Consider the following 21,571-nt stretch of genomic DNA (forward strand, 5'->3'; position numbering starts at 1 on the left):
GCTAGAATCCGCCGTATGAAAGAAATCACCGGAACGAAACAGACCGCACCCGCCGAGCGGGACCGCAGGCAACGCGTTCAATCCGCGTCGACCGGCCTTCTCGTGCTGAAGGAACTGGCGGCATCGGGCGGCCGCGCGACACTGACCGCGCTCGCGGCACGGCTCGACGAGAATCCCGCGAAAGTGCACAGATATCTGGCGAGCCTGATGGAAGCGTCGTTCGTCACGCAGGATCGCGGCACGCAGCAGTACGTGCTCGGACCGCAATGCATCTCGATCGGGCTCGCCGCGATGCGGATGGCCGACCCGATACGACTCGCCGAGCCGTCGCTGGTGCGCCTGCGCGAGCGCCTCGAAGTGACGTGCTTCGTCGCGATCATGGGCAACCGCGGGCCGACGATCATGCGGTTCGAGGAGCCCGGCCTGCCGGTGACGGTCAACGTGCGCGCGGGCTCCGTCATGTCGTTGCTGTGGTCGGCGACGGGCCGGTTGTTCCTCGCGCTGCTCGACGAACCTCGCGTGCGGAAACTCGCGGAAGAAGAGCTTGCATCGGCGCCGGCCGAATTGCGCGCCCAGCTCGACCGGCGCGATCCGGTCGGCAAATTGCAGCGCGAGATCCGCGCGGCCGGCCTCGCCAGCGTCCGCGACACGAACCTGAAGGGCATCAGCGCGGTGTCGGCAGCGCTATTCGACGCAAACGGGCATATGTGCGGCGCACTCACCGCGCTGGGCGCCACGGGCGGCTTCGACGCGTCGGTCGACGGGCCGGTCGCGACGGCGCTGCGCCACGAGGCCACGCTGATCAGCGCCGAGCTCGGGTACACGGGCTGACCCCGTCGCCGCTACGGCGTCCGCGGATCCGCCCGGACGCCGGCTCGCCCTCCGCTTGATTTTTGAGACGAATGGTCTATTATTCGGCCATGGACACGCGCACCGATCCGCCGCGCCGCCGCGGCCGGCCACCCAAGCAGCACGACGACCTCGTCGCCACGCGCGACATGCTGCTGCGCACCGGGCTCGAGATCCTCACCGAAAAGGGCTTTTCGGCCACCGGGCTCGACGAGATCCTCGGGCGCGCCGGCGTGCCGAAAGGCTCGTTCTATCACTACTTCGACAGCAAGGAAGCGTTCGGCCTCGAACTGATCGACCGCTACGCCGAGTTCTTCGCCCGCAAGCTCGACCGCCATTTCAGCCAGCTGGAACGCTCGCCGCTGGCGCGCGTGCGCGCGTTCGTCGACGACGCCCGCGACGGCATGGCCCGCCATGCGTACCACCGCGGTTGCCTGATCGGCAACCTCGGCCAGGAAATGGGCACGCTGCCCGAGAGCTTCCGCGCACGTCTGCGCGCGACGTTCGAAGACTGGCAGCGCCGCCTCGCCGAATGCCTGGCCGACGCGCAGCAGGCGGGCGAACTGGCGGATGCCGCCGACCCCGCCGAGCTGGCCGCATTCTTCTGGATCGGCTGGGAAGGCGCCGTGCTGCGCGCGAAGCTCGAACGCAGCGACCAGCCGCTCGCGCTGTTCGCGCAGTTTTTCTTCAATGGATTGCCTCGCCGCTGAATTTTTTTACCATTAACTAGACGATCGGTCTAGAAAGGAGGACGGATGTTCCAGGGCATCGTGATCGACAAGGACGAGACCGGCCAGCACGTGAGGCTGCACACGCTGGACGACGCGCAGTTGCCGGCCGGCAACGTGACGATCCGCGTGGGCCATTCGACGCTGAACTACAAGGACGGGCTGGCGATCACCGGCAAGAGCCCGGTCGTGCGCAAGTTCCCGATGGTGCCGGGCATCGACCTGGTCGGCGAAGTCGAAGCGAGCACGCACCCGGATCACCGTCCGGGCGACCGGGTCGTGCTCAACGGCTGGGGCGTCGGCGAAACGCACTGGGGCGGCCTCGCGCAGAAGGCGCGGGTCGACGGCGACTGGCTGGTGCCGTTGCCGTCCGCGTTTTCGCCGCAACAGGCGATGGCCATCGGCACGGCCGGCTACACCGCGATGCTGTGCGTGATGGCGCTGGAACGGCACGGCGTGCGGCCGGACGACGGCGAGATCGTCGTGACCGGCGCGGCCGGCGGCGTGGGCAGCGTCGCGACGGCCCTTCTCGCGCGACTCGGATACCGGGTCGTCGCCGTGACGGGCCGCCCGGCCGATGCCGACTATCTGCGGCAACTCGGCGCGGCCGAGATCCTGGATCGCGCGTCATTCAGCGTACCCGGCAAGCCGCTCGGCAAGGAACGCTGGGCCGGCGCCGTCGACGTGGCCGGCAGCCACGTCCTCGCCAACGTGTGCGCGACCACGCGCTACCGCGGCGTGGTGACGGCCTGCGGCCTCGCCGCCGGCATGGACTTCCCCGCAACCGTCGCGCCGTTCATCCTGCGCGGCGTCACGCTCGTCGGGATCGACAGCGTGATGTGTCCGCGCGCCGAGCGGCTGGAAGCCTGGCGCCGGCTCGCGTCCGATCTCGACGTCGAGAAGCTGGGCGCCATCGGCCATCAGGTCGGCCTGAGCGACGCCATTCCGCTGGCGGCGGAACTGATCGACGGCAAGGTGCGCGGCCGCATCGTCGTCGACGTCAATGCCTGATCGCCCTTCGTGCCACTTTATCCAGGAGACCTCATGACTGCTCCAGACAACGCCCCCGTCAGCCGCTTTCCCGTGCCGGCGCTCGAAGACCTGCCCGGCGACATTCGCGCACGCATCGCGGCCGTCCAGGAAAAATCGGGCTTCGTCCCGAACGTGTTCCTCACCCTCGCGCACCGCCCGGACGAGTTTCGCGCGTTCATGGCGTACCACGACGCGCTGATGGACAAGCCGGGCAACCTCAGCAAGGCCGAACGCGAGATGATCGTCGTGGCCACCAGCGCCGCGAACCAGTGTCAGTACTGCGTGATCGCGCACGGCGCGATCCTGCGCATTCGCGCGAAGGACCCGCTGATCGCCGACCAGGTCGCCACCAACTACCGCAAGGCCGACCTCACCGCGCGCCAGAAGGCGATGCTGGACTTCGCGATGAAGGTGTCGCAGGCCGCGCATCAAGTGGGCGAACCAGACTTCGACGCGCTGAAGACGCACGGCTTCACCGAAGACGACATCTGGGACATCGCGGCGATCTCGGCCTTCTTCGGGATGTCCAACCGCCTCGCGAACGTGACGAACATGCGGCCCAACGCGGAGTTTTACGCGCTGGGCCGCTGACGGCCTCGAGCGCGGCGAGCGCCACCTCGTCGCTACGGAAAGCCGGCGTACACGCGTCCGGCCTTCCGTGCGTTGCGGCAGGAAATGCGCCGCGACCGGATGGCCGCGACACGCGCGTTCAATCCCGCAGTTCCCGCGCGATCGCGCTGTAGAACACCGACGCTTCGAGCGGCAGCGTATCGAACGACGGCTCCGCCTTCGGCCACGTCGACCATTGCACGATCACGAGATGCTCGGCGCGATTGACCATGATGACCTGACCGAAGATGCCGAGCGCCCACAGCGAACCGCGCAACGACGCCGCGGGCGTCGGGTCCGTGCCCTTCGCATCGACCGGCACCGCGTTGTTCCACCACTGGTAGCCGTAGATGCCGTCGGGATGCCCGGCCGACACCGACTGCCGCGCCTGCGTCCAGTCCGACGCCTGGTCGAGCCAGCCGTCCGGCAAAATCCGCGTGCCGTCGGGCAGCTTGCCGCCACCCAGCACGAATTCACCGAAGCGTCCCCAGTCTTCCAGCGTCGCATTGAAGCCGTGCGCGCCGACGTCGTGCCGCCCTTTGCGATACGCGTGCCACACACCATCGCTCGCCATCCCGTACGGCTTCCAGATCGTCTTTTCGAGATAAGCGGCGAGCGACATGCCGGTCGCGCGCTCGAGCACGTCGCCGAGCAGCCACGCACCGCCGGAACTGTACGACCAGGTCTGCCCGGGCGGATGCGCGCGACCGAGCCCCTTGACCAGCGTGCGCACGCACGCGTACGTGCCGGGCCGCGCCTCGCATTGCGTGAGCTTCGCGAAATCGGAGTCCGGATTCGTGTAGCTCTCGTTCCACGCGACACCGGACGTGTGCTGGATCAACTGCTTCAGCGTCACGCCGTCCCACGCGGTGCCCTTCAGGTCCGGCTCGTAATCGGTCACGCGATCGTCGAGCGACTTGATCTTCCCTTCCCGCAACGCGACACCGACGAGCGTCGACACGACCGACTTGCCGACCGAGCGCGACGTCCACAACGTCGTATCGGTGTTGCCGTCGCCCAGATACTTGTATGCGATCTTGCCGTCCTTCAGCACCAGCAGGCCGGCCACGTCCTGATGCTTCAGGTAGTCCTTCAGCGTGTAGCGCTTGCCGTGCACTTCGTACGACACGTCGGTCAGCATGCGGGCGGCATCGACCAACGGCGTGGCCGCGCGATGGTGGAACACGTCGCCCGGATAGTTGCGATAGTCGTTGCGAAAGCCGATCACGCGATCCGGCTGGCTCCACGTCAGCATCCGCTTCGGGTCGGGCAGCGTCGCGTCGAACGGCGCGGGGCACGTGGCGAGCGCGACGCCGCCGCACGTCGCGGCGGCCGGCGCCGCGGCAGACGACGCGACTTGCGCGAACGACGCCGTCGCCGCGCTGCCCGCGACGACCGCCGCCGCGAGCGCGATGCCGAATGAACGATCGAACCTCGGTTTCATGGGTGTCCTTGTCGACGATGTCCGGTCGCGCCTGCGCAAGAAAGTTTCCGCCGCACGGCCCGAACGTTTCAGAGGGCGGCACCATCGTCACCGGCGTCGGACGCGCGGCATACGCGGGTCGATCGCGCCGGCGACGGCTCCCGCATCGCGCCCTCGAAACCAGTATCGAGTGCGCGCGTCGACGAGGCAAAACGGCACATGTGGGAAAATCCCCCGCATCCGCCGGAAGGGACATCATGGGCGCACTGACTTACTCGCTCGCGCAGATCGAGGCGTTCGCGTGCATTGCCGAACACGGCAGCATCACGAAGGCCGCCGCGCATCTCGGCAAGGACCGCTCGACCGTCAGCGAGCTGCTGGAATTCTTCGAAATCGAGTTGGGCTTTGCGCTGTTCGCGCGCAGCGGACGATCGCTGTCGCTGACATCGGAGGGCGAGCGCCTGCAACGCCAGGCGCGCCTGCTGCTGCGGCAGGCGCAGGCGTTCGGCGCCGCGGCGAAAGGCGTGCCGTCCGGCATCGCCGACGCGATCCGCATCGCCTACGATCCGTTCGTGCCGCGCACGCTGCTGCATGCGCTGATCGATGATCTCGCCGCGTCGGGCATCGACGTCAGTACCTGGAGCGCGTCGCGCGACGAAGCCGAGGCGGCGCTCGTGTCCGGCGCCGCGCAGGTCGCGATCAGTCTCGCGCGCAACCGGTTCGTCGCGGCCGAGCTCGAATGGCGGGCGGTCGGCGCGATCGAGATCGGCTTTTACGCGTCGGCCGACCTGTTTCCGGCCAACGGGTCGCCGGTCACGGTCCCCGCGCTCGCCGCGAAGCCGCAGGTCGTGATGCACCGCTCGCTGGGCACGCAGTTCGCGCAACTGCTGCAGGTCTCGGACCGGCTCGTGTACGCGAACGAACTCGAAACGGTGCGTCACCTGCTCCAGCACGGCCATGGCTGGGGCTTCCTGCCGACGCATTTCGACGCCGGGCGCTGGCCGTCCGTCACGCGCATCGACACGGAGGTCGGGCACGGCAGCCTCGTCCATTCGATCGTCGCGGTGTGGAAACCCGGCACGTGGAACCCGTCGCCGATCCTCGAAGCGATCGACGCCGCCGGCGCGGCATGGGAGAAAGCCGCGCAGCGGCAGCACGGCGCGCGCTGAACGCCACGCGCCGTGCTGCCGATCGCCGTTAATCGATCGCCTTCAACGCATCGAGCCCGTCCGGCAGCTTCGCGTCCGGAAACTGCGTCGACAACGTGGCGTCCCGCCACCGCGCCGCCTCCTCCGCACGCTGCCGCTCCGCCTGCTCGCAGACGAACAGCGCATCGCCGCCGAGCAGCAGGCGCAGCGGCACGTCGTCGCGGCGCGACAGGTCGACGATCAGCGCCGCGATGCGTGCGGGGTCGCCGATTTCATGGCCGCCATACGCGCCGAGCAGGTCGAGAATCTTGCCGACCGACGGCTGATAGTCGGGCAGCAGATCGTCGAGGCCGCGCTTCGCCTGCGCGGCCCATTCGGTACGCATCCCGCCCGGTTCGAGCGTGCACACACGCACGCCGAACGGCGCGACTTCCTTCGCGAGCACGTCGCTGAACCCGCCGACCGCCCACTTGGCGGCCTGATACGCGGACAATCCGGGCGTCGACGTGCGCCCGCCGACCGACGACACCTGGAAGATGTGCCCGGCGCGCTGCGCGCGCATCATCGGCAGCACCGCGCGCGTCAGGTTGATCACGCCGAACAGGTTCGTTTCGATCTGGTCGCGGAACGCATCGGCGCGCGTCTGCTCGAACGGCGCGGTGTGGCCGTAGCCCGCGTTGTTCACCAGCACGTCGATGCGGCCGAACGCGGCGCGTGCCGCCGCGACGGCCCGCGCCGCCGCCGCTTCGTCGGTGACGTCGAGTTCGACCGGCAGCAGCCGGTCGCCATACCGTTCGGCCAGATCGGCCAGTCGCGCCGGATCGCGCACGCCGGCCACCAGCCGGTCGCCCGCCGCCAGCACCGCTTCCGAGATCGCTCGCCCGAGGCCGCGTGCGGCCCCCGTTACCAACCAGACTTTCGACATTTTTCGCTCCTTGAGCGTGATGAAACGATGAAAATGAATGATTACTCACTCATTAATGTGGGCGATGTGTCGATCATCCATGACTTGCATCGCCCGGCTTGAAACGCGCTACCCGTCGTCGCGCCATGCGCCGCCACGACGACGAACCTCGACTCACACCGCGTGCAACACGGCCCACAATGCGCGAAACCCGGCTTCCCGGTACGCATCGGCCCGCGCCGGATCGCGCGCGATCGACTCCATCGCGGTTTCCGCGATCGACGTAAACAACGCCGCGCAGAACGCATGCGCTTCGTCGCGGTGCAGCGCGCCCGACGCGGCGACCTGCTCGCGCAGCAGCGCACCGATCTCGCCGAAGCCTTCCGAGCCGGCCGCCCGATGCGCGTCGTCGATGCGGCCGCTCACGCCCAACTGCCGCAGCGCGCGCCGGCCGTCCGGATTCGCGACACCCCACGACACATAGCCGTTCCACGCATGCCGCACGGCCTGCTCGGCCGGCGCGTGTTCCGGAAACCCGGTCATCATCGCGTCGCGCAGGTCGGCCTTCAGGCTCAGGTACAGCGCGTTCAGTAACGCATCCTTGGTCTCGAAATAGGTGAACACCGTGCCTTCCGCGACGCCGGCGAGCTTCGCGATGCGCGCGGTCGTCGCGCTCGCGCCGTCCTCGGCGAGCGCGCGCGCGGCCGCGGCGAGGATGGCTTCGTGCTTGTCGGGACTGCGCGGTCGGGCCACGTTCGACTCCTTTAATGAGTGAGCGCTCAATCATAATCAAGCGGCCGACAGGAATGCAAGTCTTGTTACATCCGGGGGAACGCATACGCAATCCATCAAAACGGTGCACTATTAGCGTTTTGCCGTACCGGCGCCGGCCATCCGGCGCCCGATGCCCTCGACGTTCGTTTCACGTTCACCGTTTCAAACCGCGAACCTCCCATGACGAATCAGCCTTCCCAGACCGCGGCCGACCGGCCCGTCGACATGATCATCTTCGGCGGCGGCGGCGACCTGGCCGCCCGCAAGCTGTTGCCCGCGCTGTACATGGCGCACCTGCACTGCAATCTTCCGCCCGAGACGCGCATCATCGCCGTCGGCCGCCGCGACTGGGGCATCGACGGTTATCGCAAGTTCATGGACGAGCAGTCGCGCCCGTTCATCGACGAGAAGGCGTTCGACGCCGACGCGTGGAGCCGCTTCCTCGACCTGTTCAAGTACGTGCTGATCGACGTGAACGCGCCGGACGACTACCAGCGGCTCGCCGAAGCGGCGCGGAGCGAGGCGGTCCGCGTGTTCTACCTGTCGACGTCGCCGGAGCTGTTCACGACGATCTGCGACAACCTGTCGGCCGCGCACCTCGTCGACGCGCACTCGCGCGTCGTCCTCGAAAAGCCGCTGGGCCACGATCTCGCGTCCGCGAAGGCGATCAACGACGCGGTCGGCAAGCACTTCGAGGAATCGCAGATCTATCGGATCGACCACTATCTCGGCAAGGAAACCGTGCAGAACCTGATGGTGCTGCGCTTCGGCAACCCGATCTTCGGGCCGCTGTGGCAGGCGCCGAACATCCGCAGCGTGCAGATTACGGTGGCGGAGACGGTCGGCGTCGGCAGCCGCGCGGGCTTCTACGACCATACCGGCGCGCTGCGCGACATGGTGCAGAACCACCTGCTGCAACTGCTGTGCATCGTCGCGATGGAGCCGCCCGTGTCGCTCGACCCGGATGCGGTGCGCGACGAGAAGCTGAAGGTGCTGCGCTCGCTGCGGCCGATGTCGCTGTCGGACGTCGCGCGCGACACGGTGCGCGGCCAGTACACGGCCGGCGCGGTCGACGGCCAGCCGGTCAAGGGCTATCTCGAGGAGGACAACGTGCCGGCGGACAGCCGCGCGGAAACCTTCGTCGCGCTGCGCGCGCACATCAACAACTGGCGCTGGGCGAACGTGCCGTTCTTCCTGCGCACCGGCAAGCGGCTGCAGCGCCGCCAGTCGGAAATCGTGATCGAGTTCGCGGACATGCCGTTCTCGATCATCCCGACCGGTCCGCGCAATTACGGCAACCGCCTCGTGATCCGGCTCCAGCCGGAAGAGTCGATCCAGTTGCAGATGCTCGCGAAGGAGCCGGGCAGCGGGATGAACATGGTGCCGGTGAGCCTGAACCTCGACCTGCAGCAGGCGATCCCGGAACGGCGCGCGGAAGCGTACGAGCGGCTGCTGATCGACGTGATCCGCGGCCGCCTCACGCACTTCATGCGCCGCGACGAACTCGAAGCCGCGTGGTCGTGGGTCGAGCCGATCCTCGACGGCTGGAAGCAGCTCGGCGACCGGCCGCGCCTGTACACGGCCGGCACGTTCGGGCCCGCGGCTTCGTCGGCGCTGCTCGCGCGCGACGGGATGTCGTGGGCCGAAGAGGCGTAATCGCACGCGACGGCGTGCCGCCGCGCGGCACGCCCGTTCCCGACGGGCAGCCCCACCTGCCCTGTATCGCTACTGCGGCACCATCCACGCGGCCTTGCGCCGCGCCGGCGCATCGCCGCCGCTGCCGCCGCCCAGCACCTCGATCAGGTAGTCGACGAACGACGCGATCCGCGACGAAATCGCGGTATTGCGGTAGTACACCGCGTGAATCGGCTGCTGGACGTCGAGCGTCTGGCGCGCGAGTACCTGCGCGAGCCGCCCCGCCTCGCGATCCCGCGCGGTCACGAAATCGGACAGGCAGACGACGCCCGTGCCCTCCAGCGCCAGCTGCCGCAGCGTTTCGCCGCTCGACGAATACACGTCCGGCTCGATGCGGCACGCTTCGCCGTCCGCGCCGAGGATCGGCCATACGTTCAACGATTCGGGCTGCGTGAAGCCGAGCAGCGTGTGCTTCGCGAGATCCTCGACCTTGCGCGGCTGGCCATGCGCTTCGAGGTACGCGGGGCTCGCGAGCATGCGTACCCGGCTGTTGCCGATCCGCCGGCTGTGCAGCGTCGAATCCTTCAACCGGCCGATCCGGATCGCGACGTCGGTGCGCCGCTCCAGCAGGTCGGTGATGCCCTCGTTGCTGTTCAGTTCCAGTTCGACCTTCGGGAAGCGTTCGCGGTAGCCGCGCACGAGCGGCACGATCACGTGCAGCATGAACGGCGTCGCGGCGTCGACGCGCAGGCGTCCGGACGGCATCTCGCGCCGCGCGAGCATCTGCTCTTCCGCACTCTCGACCGATTCGATGATCGCGCGCGCGTCCTGCAGGAATGCGCGCCCCTCTTCGGTCAGTTCGAGCCGGCGCGTGGTCCGGCGCAGCAGCGTGGTCTTCAGCTTTTCCTCGAGCCGCGCGAGCGTGCGGCTCGTCGCCGACACGGTGAGGTCGAGTTGCTGGGCGGCCGCCGTGATCGAACCGGTGTCGACCACGGCGGTAAAGGCCTGGAGTTCGTCGAGGGTGGTTTTCATTGTTGACTTGAAATCAAAACAATTTGGTTTATAGACCAGTTTTTCAGCAAAAGTAAAGCCGGCACACTGCGATCCATTCCTACTGAAACCCGGATCCCGTCATGCCACTCGCGTTGCTCGCGCTGACCATCAGCGCCTTTGCCATCGGCACCACCGAATTCGTGATCGTCGGGCTGATCCCGACGATCGGCGCCGATCTCGGCGTCAGCCTGCCGTCCGCCGGCCTGCTCGTCAGCCTGTATGCGCTGAGCGTCGCGATCGGCGCGCCGCTCCTCACCGCGCTCACCGGCCGCGTGCCGCGCAAGGCGCTGCTCGCCGGGCTGATGGCGCTCTTCACCGTCGGCAACCTCGTCGCGTGGCAGGCGCCCGGCTACGAATCGCTGATCGTCGCGCGCATCCTCACCGGCCTCGCGCACGGCGTGTTCTTCTCGGTCGGCTCGATCATCGCGACCACGCTCGTGCCGAAGGACAAGGCCGCCAGCGCGATCGCGACGATGTTCAGCGGGATGACCGTCGCGTTCGTCGCCGGCATTCCGCTCGGCACCTTCATCGGCCAGCACTTCGGCTGGCGCGCGACGTTCCTGATCGTCGCGCTGTTCGGGCTGGTCGCGTTCCTCGGTGCGGTCGCCTTCGTGCCGCGCGGGTTGCCGCAGACGCCGCCGGCGCCGCTCGCCCGTCAGCTGCGCGTGCTGGCCCAGCCGCGCCTGCTGCTCGTCTATGCGATGACGGCCGTCGGTTACGGCGGCTCGCTGATCGCGTTCACCTATATGGCGCCGCTGCTCGAACAAATCGCCGGCTTCACGCCGTCGCAGGTCAGCCTCGTGCTCGTCGGCTACGGCGTCTCGGTCGCGGTCGGCAACGTATGGGGCGGCAAGCTCGCGGACGCCGTCGGCCCCGTGAAGGCGCTCAAGCGGATCTTCCTGCTGCTCGCGATCGTGCTGCTCGCGCTGACCTTCACGATCCACGTGAAATGGCTCGCGGTGCTGACGATGCTCGCGTGGGGCGCCGTGGCGTTCGGCAACGTGCCGGGGCTGCAGGTGTACGTCGTCAAGCAGGCGCGCCACTTCGCGCCGGACGCCACCGACGTCGCATCGGGCTTCAACATCGCCGCCTTCAACCTCGGCGTGGCCGGCGGCTCGTCGCTCGGCGGCCTGATCGTCGCGAACGTCGGCCTCGGCCACACGCCGTGGATCGCCGCCGTCGTCACGCTCGGCGCCTTTGCGCTCACCGCGCTGAGCGGCCGTCTCGACCGCCGCCACGGGCTGCCGGAACGCACGGCCGAACCCGTCGAACTCGCCCATTGAACGTCACTTTTTTGCAGGAGCTACCCAGCATGAACGCATCGACCCAACGTCCGCCGTTCGCCGGCAAGACCTTCGAAGTCCGTTACGACGGCCTCACCGCGCTCAACGCGTACGACGAGGACGGCCGCCACATGCGCTACGCGATCACCGAAGGCCCGTACGCGGGCGCGAAGGGCGAAGTCGAATACACGTGGCAGCGCATCGCCGGCGAGACCTACGCGATCTCGTGGCAGGAAGCCGATCGCGCGACCGTCGTGCATATCGACAACTTCGCCGCCGGCACGTCGCGCTCGTTCTTCACCGCGGCGTCGCTCGACTTCTACCGCCTCGACGGCAGCCTGCGCGCGGTCTGAACGGAGCAACCCGATCATGTCCACCTCCCTCGACAAGCTCGCCGCCGGCGGCTTCAGCATCGGCATCGAACTGCCGCTCGACAACGACTGGACCCCGTCCGGCAACGCCAAACGCCGGCATGACGGCCGCCACGCCGGCGTGCCCGACCTCGGCATCCACGCGGAGCTCGCGCAACTGGCCGACACGCTCGGCTTCCGCGCGCTCTGGGTGCGCGACGTGCCGGTGTACGACCCGTCGTTCGGCGACGCCGCACAGGTGTTCGAAACGTTCTCGTATCTCGGCTACCTCGCCGGCATCACGCACGACATCCTGCTCGGCACCGCGGCCGTCGTGCTGCCGCTGCGCGAACCGCTGCTGACGCTGAAATCGGCCGCGACGATCCAGGAGCTGAGCGGCGGGCGCCTGCTGCTCGGCGTCGCGAGCGGCGACCGGCCGGTCGAATATCCGCTGTTCGGCCGCGACTTCGCGTCGCGCGGCGCGAACTTCCGCGACCAGATCGCGCTGCTGCGCGACGGCGCGCGCGGGCATCTGCCGCCCGGCCTGGAAGTGCTGCCCGCGGCCCGTTCGCCGGTGCCGCTGCTCGTCGCGGGCCTCGCCCAGCAGACGCCCGCGTGGATCGGCGAGCACATGGACGGCTGCCTCGCGTATCCGGGCACGCCGGCCGACCACCTGCAACGCGCCGCGAACTGGCGTGCGGTGGCGGGCGACAAGCCGTACGTGAGCTTCATCCATCTCGACCTCGCGGAAGATCCGCACGAACCGCTGCAGCGGCACCGCTTCGGCGCGCGCGCGGGGCGCATCGCGCTGACGGAGGAACTCGCGGCGATGCGCGATGCGGGCGTGCAGCACATCGGCCTGCATTTTCGCCGCAACCAGCGGCCGCTCGACGAGACGATGGCCGAGATCGCATCGGACGTGCTGCCTGCGTTCCATCCGAAAACGAATCCACGGACGCTCGCCGCATAAGACCGGCGAGCACCTTCAGATAGGCGAATGGCCGATCAATATTTGATTTCAAATCAAATATTTTTGACCTCTAAAGGCGTTTATTTCATCAGTCTCAAGCGCCAGAATGACTTCCATACCGCAATCGTTCCAACTCTTTCAGGAGCACATGATGAGCAAGATTCCCGCATTCGGCCTCGGTACCTTCCGCCTGCAAGGCCAGGTCGTCATCGACTCGGTCCGCAACGGCCTCGACGTCGGCTACCGCGCGATCGACACCGCGCAGATCTACGGCAACGAAGCCGAAGTCGGCGAAGCGATCGCCGCATCGGGCGTACGCCGCGAAGACCTGTTCCTCACGACGAAGATCTGGGTCGACAACTACGCGCCGGAGAAACTGGCGGCCAGCCTCGAGGACAGCCTGCGCAAGCTGCGCACCGACGTCGTCGACCTGACGCTGATCCACTGGCCGGCCCCGGGCAACGGCGTGTCGATCGACGCGTTCATGACCGCGCTGGCGGACGCGAAGGCGAAGGGTCTCACGCGCCAGATCGGCATCTCGAACTTCAACATCGCACTGACGAAGGAAGCGATCGCGGCCGTCGGCAAGGATGCGATCGCGACGAACCAGATCGAGCTGAGCCCGTACCTGCAGAACCGCAAGCTGGTCGAGTTCCTGAACGCCGAAGGCATTCACGTGACGTCGTACATGACGCTCGCGTACGGCAAGGTGCTCGGCGACCCGGTGATCGGCGCGATCGCGCAGCGTCACGACGCAACGCCGGCGCAAGTCGCGCTCGCGTGGGCGCTGCAACTCGGCTACTCGGTGATTCCGTCGTCGACCAAGCGCGAGAACCTCGCCAGCAACCTGCTCGCGCAGACGCTGCGCCTGACCGACGAAGACATGGCGCAGATCGCCGCGCTCGAACGCAACGGCCGCGAAGTCGACCCGGCCGGCCTCGCGCCGAAGTGGGACTGAGCGCACCGCGCCTTCATCCGATATGACCCGTCCGCGGCCCGCAGGCCGCGGCACCGACAGGACACCATCATGACCCAGGACCCGCTGTTCCAACCGCTGCAATTCGGCGCGCTGACGCTGCCGAACCGCATCGTGATGCCGCCGATGACGCGCTCGCGCGCCAGCCAGCCCGGCGACGAAGCCAACGAACTGATGGCCGCGTACTACGCGCAGCGCGCGAGTGCGGGCCTGATCGTCAGCGAAGGCACCTACATCGCGCCGCTCGGCAAGGGCTACGCGTGGACGCCCGGCATTCACACGCCGTCGCAGGTCGCCGGCTGGCGCAAGGTGACGGACGCCGTGCATGCCGCGCACGGCCGCATCTTCGCGCAGCTGTGGCACGTCGGCCGGCTGAGCCATACGAGCTTGCTCGGCGGCCAGCAACCAGTATCGTCGTCGCCGCTCCAGGCGAAGGGCGTGAACGTGTTCGTCGCCGGTGAAGACGGCAGCACGCCGGGCTTCGTGCAGGCGTCCGAGCCGCGCGCACTGTCGATCGACGAGATCCGCGAGATCGTCGGCCAGTACCGCGCCGCCGCCCGCCATGCGATCGAAGCGGGCTTCGACGGCGTCGAGCTGCACGGCGCGAACGGCTACCTCGTGAACCAGTTCATCGACTCGAACGCGAACACGCGTACCGATGCGTACGGCGGCTCGCTGGAAAACCGGCTGCGGTTCCTGCGCGAAGTCACGCAGGCGCTGATCGACGGCACCGGCGACGCGTCGCGCGTCGGCATCCGCCTCGCGCCGCTGACCACGCTGAACGGCTGCGTCGACGACGATCCGGAAACCACCTACCTCGCCGCCGCGAAACTGCTCGGCGAACTCGGCGTCGGCTACCTGCACATCGCGGAAGCCGACTGGGACGACGCGCCGCTGATGCCGGTCGCCTTCAAGCAGCAACTGCGCGCCGCGTTCCCGGGTGTGCTGATCTATGCCGGCGCGTACACCGCCGAGCGCGCCCGCGAAGCGATCGCCGCCGGCTGGGCCGACCTCGTCGCCTTCGGCCGCCCGTTCGTCGCGAACCCCGACCTGCCCGAGCGGCTGCGCACCGGCGCCGCGCTCGCGCCGCACGATCGCAACACGCTGTTCGGCGGGGGCGCCCGAGGCCTGACCGACTATCCGACGCTCGCGCAAGCCGCGGCGTAACACGCTACGGGAATCTGAAATGAAAACAACGCTCGCCCGGCTCGCGCTCGCCGCGATCCTGCCGTTCGCGGTCGCGCAAGCGGCCCACGCCGCCCCGTCCGCTCCGGCGGCCGACTGGTATCCGTCCGTCTATGGCGCGAACGACGAAATCGGCGCGGCCAACCTGCTGACGCCCGACGTCGTCAAGCAGGCGGTCGGCCTCGTGAAGGTCGGCAAGGCCTATCCGTTGGCCGTGCCGGTGGACAAGAACCTGCCGGCGTTCCGTCACCGCAGCTTCCGGCTGTACAACGTGCAGGTCGGCCAGCAGGCCGGCAAGAGCCTCGGTCCGAACAAGTTCACGTTCAACGACGAACTCGTCAACGCATGGACCGGCGTCGGCACGCAGCTCAACGGCATCGGCCACATCGGCATCGACAACGTGTACTACAACGGCAACCGCGCGGCCGATTTCGTGACCGTCGACGGCGTGAAGAAGCTCGGCGTCGAGAAGGTGCCGCCGATCGTCACGCGCGGCGTCGTGCTCGACATGACTGCCTACTACGGCAAGCCGATCGTGCCGGGCGGCACCGAGTTCACGGTCGCCGACATCCAGGCCGTGCTGAAGAAGCAGGGGCTGACGCTGCGCAAGGGCGACGTCGTGCTGTTCAACACCGGCTGGCTGGAGCTGGTCGGCAAGGACGACAAGCAGTTCCTCGAGGTCGAGCCCGGCATCGGCATGGAAGCCGCGAAATGGCTGGCCGACCAGGGGATCGTCGCGTTCGGCGGCGACACGTGGGCGTCGGAGGTCTATCCGAATCCGCACACGCGGGACGAATTCCCGATCAACCAGTACATGCTCGCGAAGCGCGGCATCTACAACCTGGAACTGATCGACAGCCGCGCGCTGGTGCGCGACAAGGCGTGGGAATTCCTCTTCGTGCTCGGCCAGCCGCTGTACGTCGGCTCCACGCAGGTCAACATCAATCCGGTCGCGATCCGCTGATCGCGCGCGCCCTGCGGCAATCGCGGCGACTATCGCCGCGATTGTCATTTCCGTATTGCAGCCTGTGCGATAGGCGTCTAACGTTGACGGGATCGACGCCGTACGACCGTCACCCGACTTGAAAGGACGCCCCGTCATGCCAAGCCGCTCCCTGACACGCGACATGCTGCCGGCCCTTGCGGCCAGTCTTTCCCTGTCGGCTTTCACCGCGCCCGCACACGCCGACGAGGCCGCCGGCCTCGCGCCGCCGGCACCGGCCACGCCGGTGCTGACGACCACCGCGACCGGCGTGCAGATCTATGCGTGCGAATACGATGCCGACCACCGGCTCGCGTGGGCCTTCAAGCGCCCGGAGGCGATGCTGTTCGATGAAAGCGGCACGCTCGTCGTGCGGCACGGCGCGGGGCCGTCGTGGGAAGCGCTCGACGGCAGCCGCATTACCGGCAAGAAGCTCGCGGAAATGCCGAGCGCAAGCGCGGCCAGCGTTCCGCAGCTGCTGCTCGCGGCGGCGCCGGCCGCAACCGGCACGCTCGCCGGCGTGCGCTTCGTGCAGCGGCTCGACACGGCGGGCGGCACGCCGCCGGCCGCGACGTGCACGACCGAGCATGCGGTCGGCCGCTTCCCGTACTTCGCGCGCTACGTGTTCCTGAAGTGACACGCACGGCGTCGCAAGCGACGGGCATCATCCCGTCGCCTTTCGACGTGTCCCAATTCAATCAGTGATCCTATATTCGATGCGGGGAAGCGTGAAATCGCCGACACCCTCGTTCCGTCTGGTCAGCGTGTCCGCATCGACAATTCGACGTCGCCGCCGAACGGCACCGACAGATAGCCGTTTTCCGGTGCGCGCACGTAAGCAAGGTAGTCGGGGCTGTATTCCGCGTTGTCGGCCACGACGAACGCTCCCGCCCTGAGCCGCGGCTCGACCAGCGCGAGAATCTCCGGATACAGCGCCTTCGCTCCGTCGAGCAGCAGCAGATCGACCGCATCCGGCAGATCGTTAGCCAGCGTACGCAGCGCATCGCCTTCGCGAATCTCCACGAGATCAGCCAATCCTGCCGCCGTCAGGTTCGCCTGTGCGCGCACGACCTTCGACGGTTCAAACTCGCTCGTAATCAGCCGCCCGCCGCCGTTGTCGCGCAGCGCGGCCGCGAGATGCAGCGTCGAAATGCCGAACGACGTACCGAATTCGACGATTGCCGTCGCGCCGCCGCTGCGCGCGAGCATGTACAGCAGCATGCCCGTCTCGCGCGACACGGGAAGCGGGTAGTCCTTCAGGCGCGCATACAGATCGGCGTAGTCCGTCTTGCTGCGCATCAGCCGCGCTTGCTCGTCGCGCGACACGTTGGCGAAGGCCGGGCTCGTCGCGGGCGACGACGCGTCGGCTTCGTCGAACAGGCGCGCCAGCAGCGAAGCCAGCGGGTCGAGCATCAGGGTGGTCATGCGATATCTCCGGTAGCGGTTGAGTGCGTCGTTGCACCCGACTAGAATATGACGAACTATTCAGGTTTTACTATTCGCATTGGCAAACCGCTCATGACCGACCGCCGAAACGCCCCGATCGCCACGCGCAAGCAGCCTCGGCAGGCGCGCTCGACCCGTCTCGTCGAGGACGTCCTGCAGGCGGCTATTCAGGTTTTGGCGAGTGAAGGTGCGCAGCGCTTCACGATGGCGCGCGTGGCCGAGCGGGCCGGCGTGAGCGTCGGCTCGCTGTACCAGTACTTCCCGAACAAGGCGTCCGTGCTGTTCCGGCTCCAGCACGACGAGTGGCGGCAGACGTACGACATGCTGTGCGGGATACTGCAAGACACGCGAAAGACGCCCCCGGAGCGGTTGCGCACCGCCGTCCACGCGTTCATCCGTTCGGAATGCGACGAGGCGCCGATGCGCATCGCCCTCGACGATGCCGCCCCGCTCTATCGCGACGCTCCCGAGGCGCGGGAAGTGAAGGTCGAGGGCAACCGCGCATTCAGCGCGTTCATGCGCGAAGCGCTGCCCGACGTGCCTGACGCGACGCATGTGCTCGCGTGCGAGCTGATCCTGACGACGCTCACCACGGGCGGCAAGGCGTTCTCCGAAACGGCGCGCACGCCGGCGGAAATCGATGCCTATTCGGCCGCGATGGCCGACATGTTCTGTGCGTATCTCGCGCATCTCGCGCACGCTTGAGGCCCGTGCCGACACGGAAACCGCGCACGCGCGCCGGCTGCATCGTCCGGATGCAGGTTGCGCACGGCGATGAACCCCGTCACCCGCCCCGGTTCGCACCGGCTTCCTGATTCATCCTGAAAGCAGTTCGTAAAATCCAATGCCTCGCCCGCTGGCGCCCCGCCCGTCGACCCTGCATTCAAATAGTCGCCTTAACGGATTCGAACTAGGCGTATACACGCGGATCGACACGACGGAGCCCCGTTGCACGCCGATATAAGCGCTGCGACATGCGCTGCATGCTCTTCGCCCGATGGGACGTGATGGGCGGCTCGCCTAACCTTCGCTACGGCAAAGCACACGTGACGGGGTCGCCCACACCACGCGTCGTCCGACGCGACACCCTCGCGATCGTCTCGATTCGCACGTAACGACACGCATCACGCGTCATGCGTCCCCACGACGTTGCCGAACAATCCCAACTAGATACGAGACACCCTGACGACGGTTCGCTACGGGCCGTTTCAGCATGCTGATAAAGGAGCAAGCTCATGAGTGATACCCCGGTGCAGCCGACGGTCGGCGTCGGCGCGGAAGAAACTGACTTTGGCACCAAGGGAGTCATCGACCGCTACTTCGGCATTGCGTCGCGCGGCAGCACGCAGCGCCGCGAGATCATTGCCGGCGTGACCACCTTCCTCGCGATGGTCTATTCCGTGTTCGTCGTGCCCGGCATGTTCGGCAAGGCCGGCTTCGACACGAGCGCCGTGTTCGTCGCGGTGTGTCTCACCACCGCGTTCGGCTCGCTGCTGATGGGCCTGTGGGCGAAGCTGCCGATCGCGATCGGCTGCGCGATCTCGCTGACCGCGTTCACCGCGTTCGGCCTCGTGCTCGGCAAGGGGCTGCCTCCGACGGTCGCGCTCGGCGCCGTGTTCCTGATGGGCCTCGTGTTCACCGGCATCTCGATCACCGGCGTGCGTTCGTGGATCCTGCGCAATCTGCCCGCGGGCGTCGCGCACGGCACCGGGATCGGCATCGGCCTGTTCCTGCTGCTGATCGCGTCGAACGACGTCGGCCTCGTGATCAAGAACCCGGGCGCCGGCCTGCCGGTCTCGCTCGGCCAGATCACCGCGTTCCCGGTCATCATGTCGGTCATCGGCCTCGCCGCGATCTTCGGCCTCGAAAAACGTCGCGTGCCGGGCGGCATCCTGCTCGTCGTGATCGCGATCTCGGTGTTCGGCCTGATCTTCGATCCGGGCGTGAAATACCGCGGCATCTTCGCGCTGCCGTCGCTGAGCGCGCCGGGCCACGCATCGCTGATCGGCGCGATGGACATCAAGGGCGCGCTGTCGATGGCCGTGCTGCCGAGCGTGCTCGCGCTGGTGATGACCGCCGTGTTCGATGCGACCGGCACGATCCGCGCGGTCGCGGGCCAAGCCGGCCAGCTCGACGAGAACGGCCGCATCATCAACGGCGGCCGTGCGCTGACCGCCGATTCGATCAGCTCGATCTTCTCCGGTTTCCTCGGCGGCGCGCCGGCGGCGGCCTACATCGAGTCGAGCGTCGGCGTGGCCGCCGGCGCGAAGACGGGCCTCGCGGCGGCCGTGGTCGGCCTGCTGTTCCTCGTCGTGATGTTCTTCTCGCCGCTCGCGGGCCTCGTGCCGTCGTACGCCACCGCACCGGCGCTGATGTACGTCGGCCTGCTGATGCTCGGCAGCGTGAGCAAGCTGCACATGGACGACATGGTCGACGCGATGTCGGGCCTCGTGTGCGCGGTGTTCATCGTGCTGACCGCGAACATCGTGACGGGCATCATGCTCGGCTTCTCGACGCTCGTGATCGGCCGCCTCGCCAGCGGCGAATTCCGCAAGCTCAACGTCGGCACCGTGCTCATCGCGGCCGTGCTCGTCACGTTCTATCTCGGCGGCTGGGCCATCTGAGCCCGGGACATGCGCGACGTCGCCTGCAGAAGGGCGGCGCGCATCGGGACGACATCGTCTCCTCCACCATCGTCGTTGATGGTCTCCAGGCCTGGGAACGCGAGTTTCCAGGCTTTTTTTGTCCGTGCGGCGCAGCGTGACGCGCTCCGTGAAAACGGCGCGACGCCCGTTCGCGCCCGGTGCTACGATCGCGTTTTGCCTTCAGGAGTCGCGATGAACACCCTCGGCATCGTCTCCGAATCGAGCACCCGGGCCTCGGCGCGCAAGCCGCCGTTCATTCCGTCGTTCGGCTTCCACGAAGTGCACGAATCGCAGCCGATCGGCGCGCCGCCCGCGCGCATCATCGACGTCGTCGCGTCGCTCGACATGCGCGCCGATCCCGTCATCGACACGCTGCTGACGGTGCGCGAATTCCCGGCGGCCATCGCCGGCGCGCTGCGCAACGTACCGGCCGGCCCCGGCCGCGCGCGCTTCGGCTTCGACGCCTTCACGCCGCTTCATCGCGACGACACGTCGCTGTCGCTCGGCTTGATCGGGCGCTTCTGGCGCCCGGCGCCCGACGTGCGCACCATCGCCGATGCCGATGCCTTCGTCCGGCACGACGACCCGCGCGACGCGAAGCTGGTACTCCGGTTCGAGGTGGTCGGGCTCGCCTCGGGCGCGCACATCCTGCGCACCGAAACCTTCGTCCATTGCCCGAGCGCACGCACGCGCTGCCTGTTCGCGCCGTACTGGCTCGCGATCCGGCTGGGAAGCGGCTGGATCCGGCGTCGTACGCTGGCGGCGGTCGAGCTCGCGCTGGCCTGATTCGCCGCGTCAGAACGGCTTGATCACGGCCAGCCCGACGACGAGCGCCATCGCGACGAGCGCCACGCCCGCCGTCTGCCCGAGCCACGGCGCCGGCACGACGACGAGATCGTCGCGCGCCATGCGCCGCAGCGTGCCGGCCAGGACTCCGTGCAGCACCGACAGCGCGACGACGATCGCGAGCTTCACCAACAGCCATGCGGTGCCGAACCAGTGACCGCTCAGCGCGAGCGCGATGCCGGCGATCCACACGATCGCGAGCGCGGGCGCCGTCACCGTGCGATCCCAGCGCCGCACCGCGCGATGCACGGCGAGGTTCGCGATCCGGACCGCGACCGACGACAACAGCAGCCCGCCGACGAACGTGACGACGGCGGCCAGATGCACGGCCTTCAGCACCAGGTAGATCATCGCGCGTGCCGCCTGCGCGCGATCCAGCCGGCGCTCGCCAGCCCCGCAAACGGCACGACGGCCGACAGCACGAGCCGCGCGACCTCGCCCTTGCTCCACAGCCCGCTCGACGCGGTGCCGACCACCGCCCACACGTACATCGCGAACGCGATGCCGTGAATCGGGCCCATGATCGATACCGCGACCGGATAACCGGCCAGATGCTTGAGCGGCACGGCCACGCACACCAGCGCGACGAGGGTGGTCGCCTCCAGCAGCGACAGGTATTGCAGGTTCCGCAACGCGTTGCGATCGTCTTGTGTCATCGGCAGGGCTCCAGGTAGTCCGCGGCGATTGTCGCGTGTAGTGCGGGTTCGAGCCATTGGCTAGAATGACATCTTTC

23 protein-coding genes are annotated in these 21,571 nt (G+C 67.9%); 16 read left to right on the forward strand and 7 right to left on the reverse strand.

What is annotated here, in order from left to right; translation table 11 throughout:
• Positions 1–15: 15 nt before the first annotated feature.
• The 4 genes from MMB92_RS23850 to MMB92_RS23865 all read left to right on the forward strand — a co-directional run bounded on the left by MMB92_RS23850 (position 16) and on the right by MMB92_RS23865 (position 3,200).
• Complete coding sequence (locus tag MMB92_RS23850) at positions 16–831, forward strand: IclR family transcriptional regulator (protein ID WP_062910209.1); 816 nt, start codon at positions 16–18, stop codon at positions 829–831.
• An 89-nt stretch (positions 832–920) separates the two neighbouring features.
• Positions 921–1,559, forward strand: a complete 639-nt coding sequence (locus MMB92_RS23855) for a TetR/AcrR family transcriptional regulator (protein ID WP_006494195.1) — start codon at positions 921–923, stop codon at positions 1,557–1,559.
• A 45-nt stretch (positions 1,560–1,604) separates the two neighbouring features.
• Entirely contained in the window at positions 1,605–2,588 is a 984-nt protein-coding gene (locus tag MMB92_RS23860) for an MDR family oxidoreductase (RefSeq protein WP_059722110.1), read from the forward strand.
• Positions 2,589–2,621: 33 nt separating this feature from the next.
• On the forward strand, positions 2,622–3,200 hold the full coding sequence (locus MMB92_RS23865; RefSeq protein ID WP_077021382.1) for a peroxidase-related enzyme: 579 nt from the start codon (positions 2,622–2,624) through the stop codon (positions 3,198–3,200).
• Positions 3,201–3,318: 118 nt separating this feature from the next.
• On the opposite strand, the gene MMB92_RS23870 is transcribed toward MMB92_RS23865, so the two are convergent.
• Complete coding sequence (locus MMB92_RS23870) at positions 3,319–4,662, reverse strand: serine hydrolase (RefSeq protein WP_034203220.1); 1,344 nt, start codon at positions 4,660–4,662, stop codon at positions 3,319–3,321.
• A 236-nt stretch (positions 4,663–4,898) separates the two neighbouring features.
• Here MMB92_RS23870 and MMB92_RS23875 point away from each other — a divergent pair, with 236 nt between their 5' ends.
• Positions 4,899–5,810 carry a LysR family transcriptional regulator gene (locus tag MMB92_RS23875; protein WP_060264860.1) on the forward strand — a complete coding sequence of 304 codons (912 nt, stop codon included), beginning with the start codon at positions 4,899–4,901 and terminating at the stop codon, positions 5,808–5,810.
• 28 nt (positions 5,811–5,838) lie between these two features.
• On the opposite strand, the gene MMB92_RS23880 is transcribed toward MMB92_RS23875, so the two are convergent.
• A complete protein-coding gene (locus MMB92_RS23880) occupies positions 5,839–6,714 on the reverse strand; it encodes an SDR family NAD(P)-dependent oxidoreductase (protein WP_277562979.1) in 876 nt (291 codons plus the stop codon).
• A 153-nt stretch (positions 6,715–6,867) separates the two neighbouring features.
• Positions 6,868–7,446 carry a TetR/AcrR family transcriptional regulator gene (locus MMB92_RS23885; RefSeq protein ID WP_105866598.1) on the reverse strand — a complete coding sequence of 193 codons (579 nt, stop codon included), beginning with the start codon at positions 7,444–7,446 and terminating at the stop codon, positions 6,868–6,870.
• 201 nt (positions 7,447–7,647) lie between these two features.
• Here MMB92_RS23885 and zwf point away from each other — a divergent pair, with 201 nt between their 5' ends.
• A complete protein-coding gene (gene zwf, locus MMB92_RS23890; protein WP_006482600.1) occupies positions 7,648–9,123 on the forward strand; it encodes a glucose-6-phosphate dehydrogenase in 1,476 nt (491 codons plus the stop codon).
• A gap of 69 nt (positions 9,124–9,192) precedes the next feature.
• Here zwf and MMB92_RS23895 read toward each other — a convergent pair whose 3' ends face one another.
• Positions 9,193–10,134, reverse strand: coding sequence for a LysR family transcriptional regulator (locus tag MMB92_RS23895; RefSeq protein WP_006482606.1), 942 nt, complete (start codon positions 10,132–10,134; stop codon positions 9,193–9,195).
• A gap of 101 nt (positions 10,135–10,235) precedes the next feature.
• Between MMB92_RS23895 and MMB92_RS23900 the strand changes: the two genes are divergently transcribed.
• The 7 genes from MMB92_RS23900 (at position 10,236) to MMB92_RS23930 (ending at position 16,538) form a co-directional block, all read left to right on the forward strand.
• Positions 10,236–11,438 (forward strand): MFS transporter, encoded by a 1,203-nt coding sequence (locus MMB92_RS23900; RefSeq protein ID WP_006482611.1) that lies wholly within the window; start codon positions 10,236–10,238, stop codon positions 11,436–11,438.
• A 29-nt stretch (positions 11,439–11,467) separates the two neighbouring features.
• Complete coding sequence (locus MMB92_RS23905; RefSeq protein WP_277562980.1) at positions 11,468–11,791, forward strand: adenylate cyclase; 324 nt, start codon at positions 11,468–11,470, stop codon at positions 11,789–11,791.
• Between the two features lie 16 nt (positions 11,792–11,807).
• The gene (locus tag MMB92_RS23910; RefSeq protein ID WP_006482591.1) at positions 11,808–12,758 is read left to right on the forward strand and encodes an LLM class oxidoreductase; all 951 of its coding nucleotides are present in this window, start codon (positions 11,808–11,810) and stop codon (positions 12,756–12,758) included.
• A gap of 151 nt (positions 12,759–12,909) precedes the next feature.
• On the forward strand, positions 12,910–13,716 hold the full coding sequence (gene dkgB / locus MMB92_RS23915) for a 2,5-didehydrogluconate reductase DkgB (protein ID WP_034178340.1): 807 nt from the start codon (positions 12,910–12,912) through the stop codon (positions 13,714–13,716).
• Positions 13,717–13,785: 69 nt separating this feature from the next.
• Positions 13,786–14,901, forward strand: a complete 1,116-nt coding sequence (locus MMB92_RS23920; RefSeq protein ID WP_277562981.1) for an alkene reductase — start codon at positions 13,786–13,788, stop codon at positions 14,899–14,901.
• 19 nt (positions 14,902–14,920) lie between these two features.
• Positions 14,921–15,883 carry a cyclase family protein gene (locus MMB92_RS23925; protein WP_277562982.1) on the forward strand — a complete coding sequence of 321 codons (963 nt, stop codon included), beginning with the start codon at positions 14,921–14,923 and terminating at the stop codon, positions 15,881–15,883.
• Positions 15,884–16,019: 136 nt separating this feature from the next.
• Entirely contained in the window at positions 16,020–16,538 is a 519-nt protein-coding gene (locus MMB92_RS23930) for a DUF3455 domain-containing protein (protein ID WP_080331379.1), read from the forward strand.
• Positions 16,539–16,660: 122 nt separating this feature from the next.
• Here the strand turns inward: MMB92_RS23930 and MMB92_RS23935 are convergent, their stop codons facing one another.
• Complete coding sequence (locus MMB92_RS23935; RefSeq protein ID WP_006494185.1) at positions 16,661–17,326, reverse strand: class I SAM-dependent methyltransferase; 666 nt, start codon at positions 17,324–17,326, stop codon at positions 16,661–16,663.
• A 48-nt stretch (positions 17,327–17,374) separates the two neighbouring features.
• On the opposite strand from MMB92_RS23935, the gene MMB92_RS23940 reads away from it, so the two are divergent.
• The 3 genes from MMB92_RS23940 to MMB92_RS23950 all read left to right on the forward strand — a co-directional run bounded on the left by MMB92_RS23940 (position 17,375) and on the right by MMB92_RS23950 (position 20,778).
• Positions 17,375–18,052: a TetR family transcriptional regulator gene (locus MMB92_RS23940; RefSeq protein ID WP_277562983.1), complete on the forward strand. Its 678-nt coding sequence runs from the start codon at positions 17,375–17,377 to the stop codon at positions 18,050–18,052.
• 530 nt (positions 18,053–18,582) lie between these two features.
• Positions 18,583–19,971: an NCS2 family permease gene (locus MMB92_RS23945; protein WP_006494183.1), complete on the forward strand. Its 1,389-nt coding sequence runs from the start codon at positions 18,583–18,585 to the stop codon at positions 19,969–19,971.
• Between the two features lie 213 nt (positions 19,972–20,184).
• Positions 20,185–20,778 carry a hypothetical protein gene (locus MMB92_RS23950; protein ID WP_060265476.1) on the forward strand — a complete coding sequence of 198 codons (594 nt, stop codon included), beginning with the start codon at positions 20,185–20,187 and terminating at the stop codon, positions 20,776–20,778.
• A 9-nt stretch (positions 20,779–20,787) separates the two neighbouring features.
• Here the strand turns inward: MMB92_RS23950 and MMB92_RS23955 are convergent, their stop codons facing one another.
• Positions 20,788–21,189 (reverse strand): CopD family protein, encoded by a 402-nt coding sequence (locus MMB92_RS23955; protein WP_277562984.1) that lies wholly within the window; start codon positions 21,187–21,189, stop codon positions 20,788–20,790.
• On the reverse strand, positions 21,186–21,494 hold the full coding sequence (locus MMB92_RS23960; RefSeq protein ID WP_006482618.1) for a DUF3817 domain-containing protein: 309 nt from the start codon (positions 21,492–21,494) through the stop codon (positions 21,186–21,188). The genes MMB92_RS23955 and MMB92_RS23960 overlap by 4 nt, the downstream gene beginning before the upstream one ends.
• Positions 21,495–21,571: the final 77 nt, after the last annotated feature.

It is taken from the genome of Burkholderia sp. IO2 (genome assembly GCF_029522185.1).
Lineage (GTDB): Bacteria > Pseudomonadota > Gammaproteobacteria > Burkholderiales > Burkholderiaceae > Burkholderia > Burkholderia cenocepacia.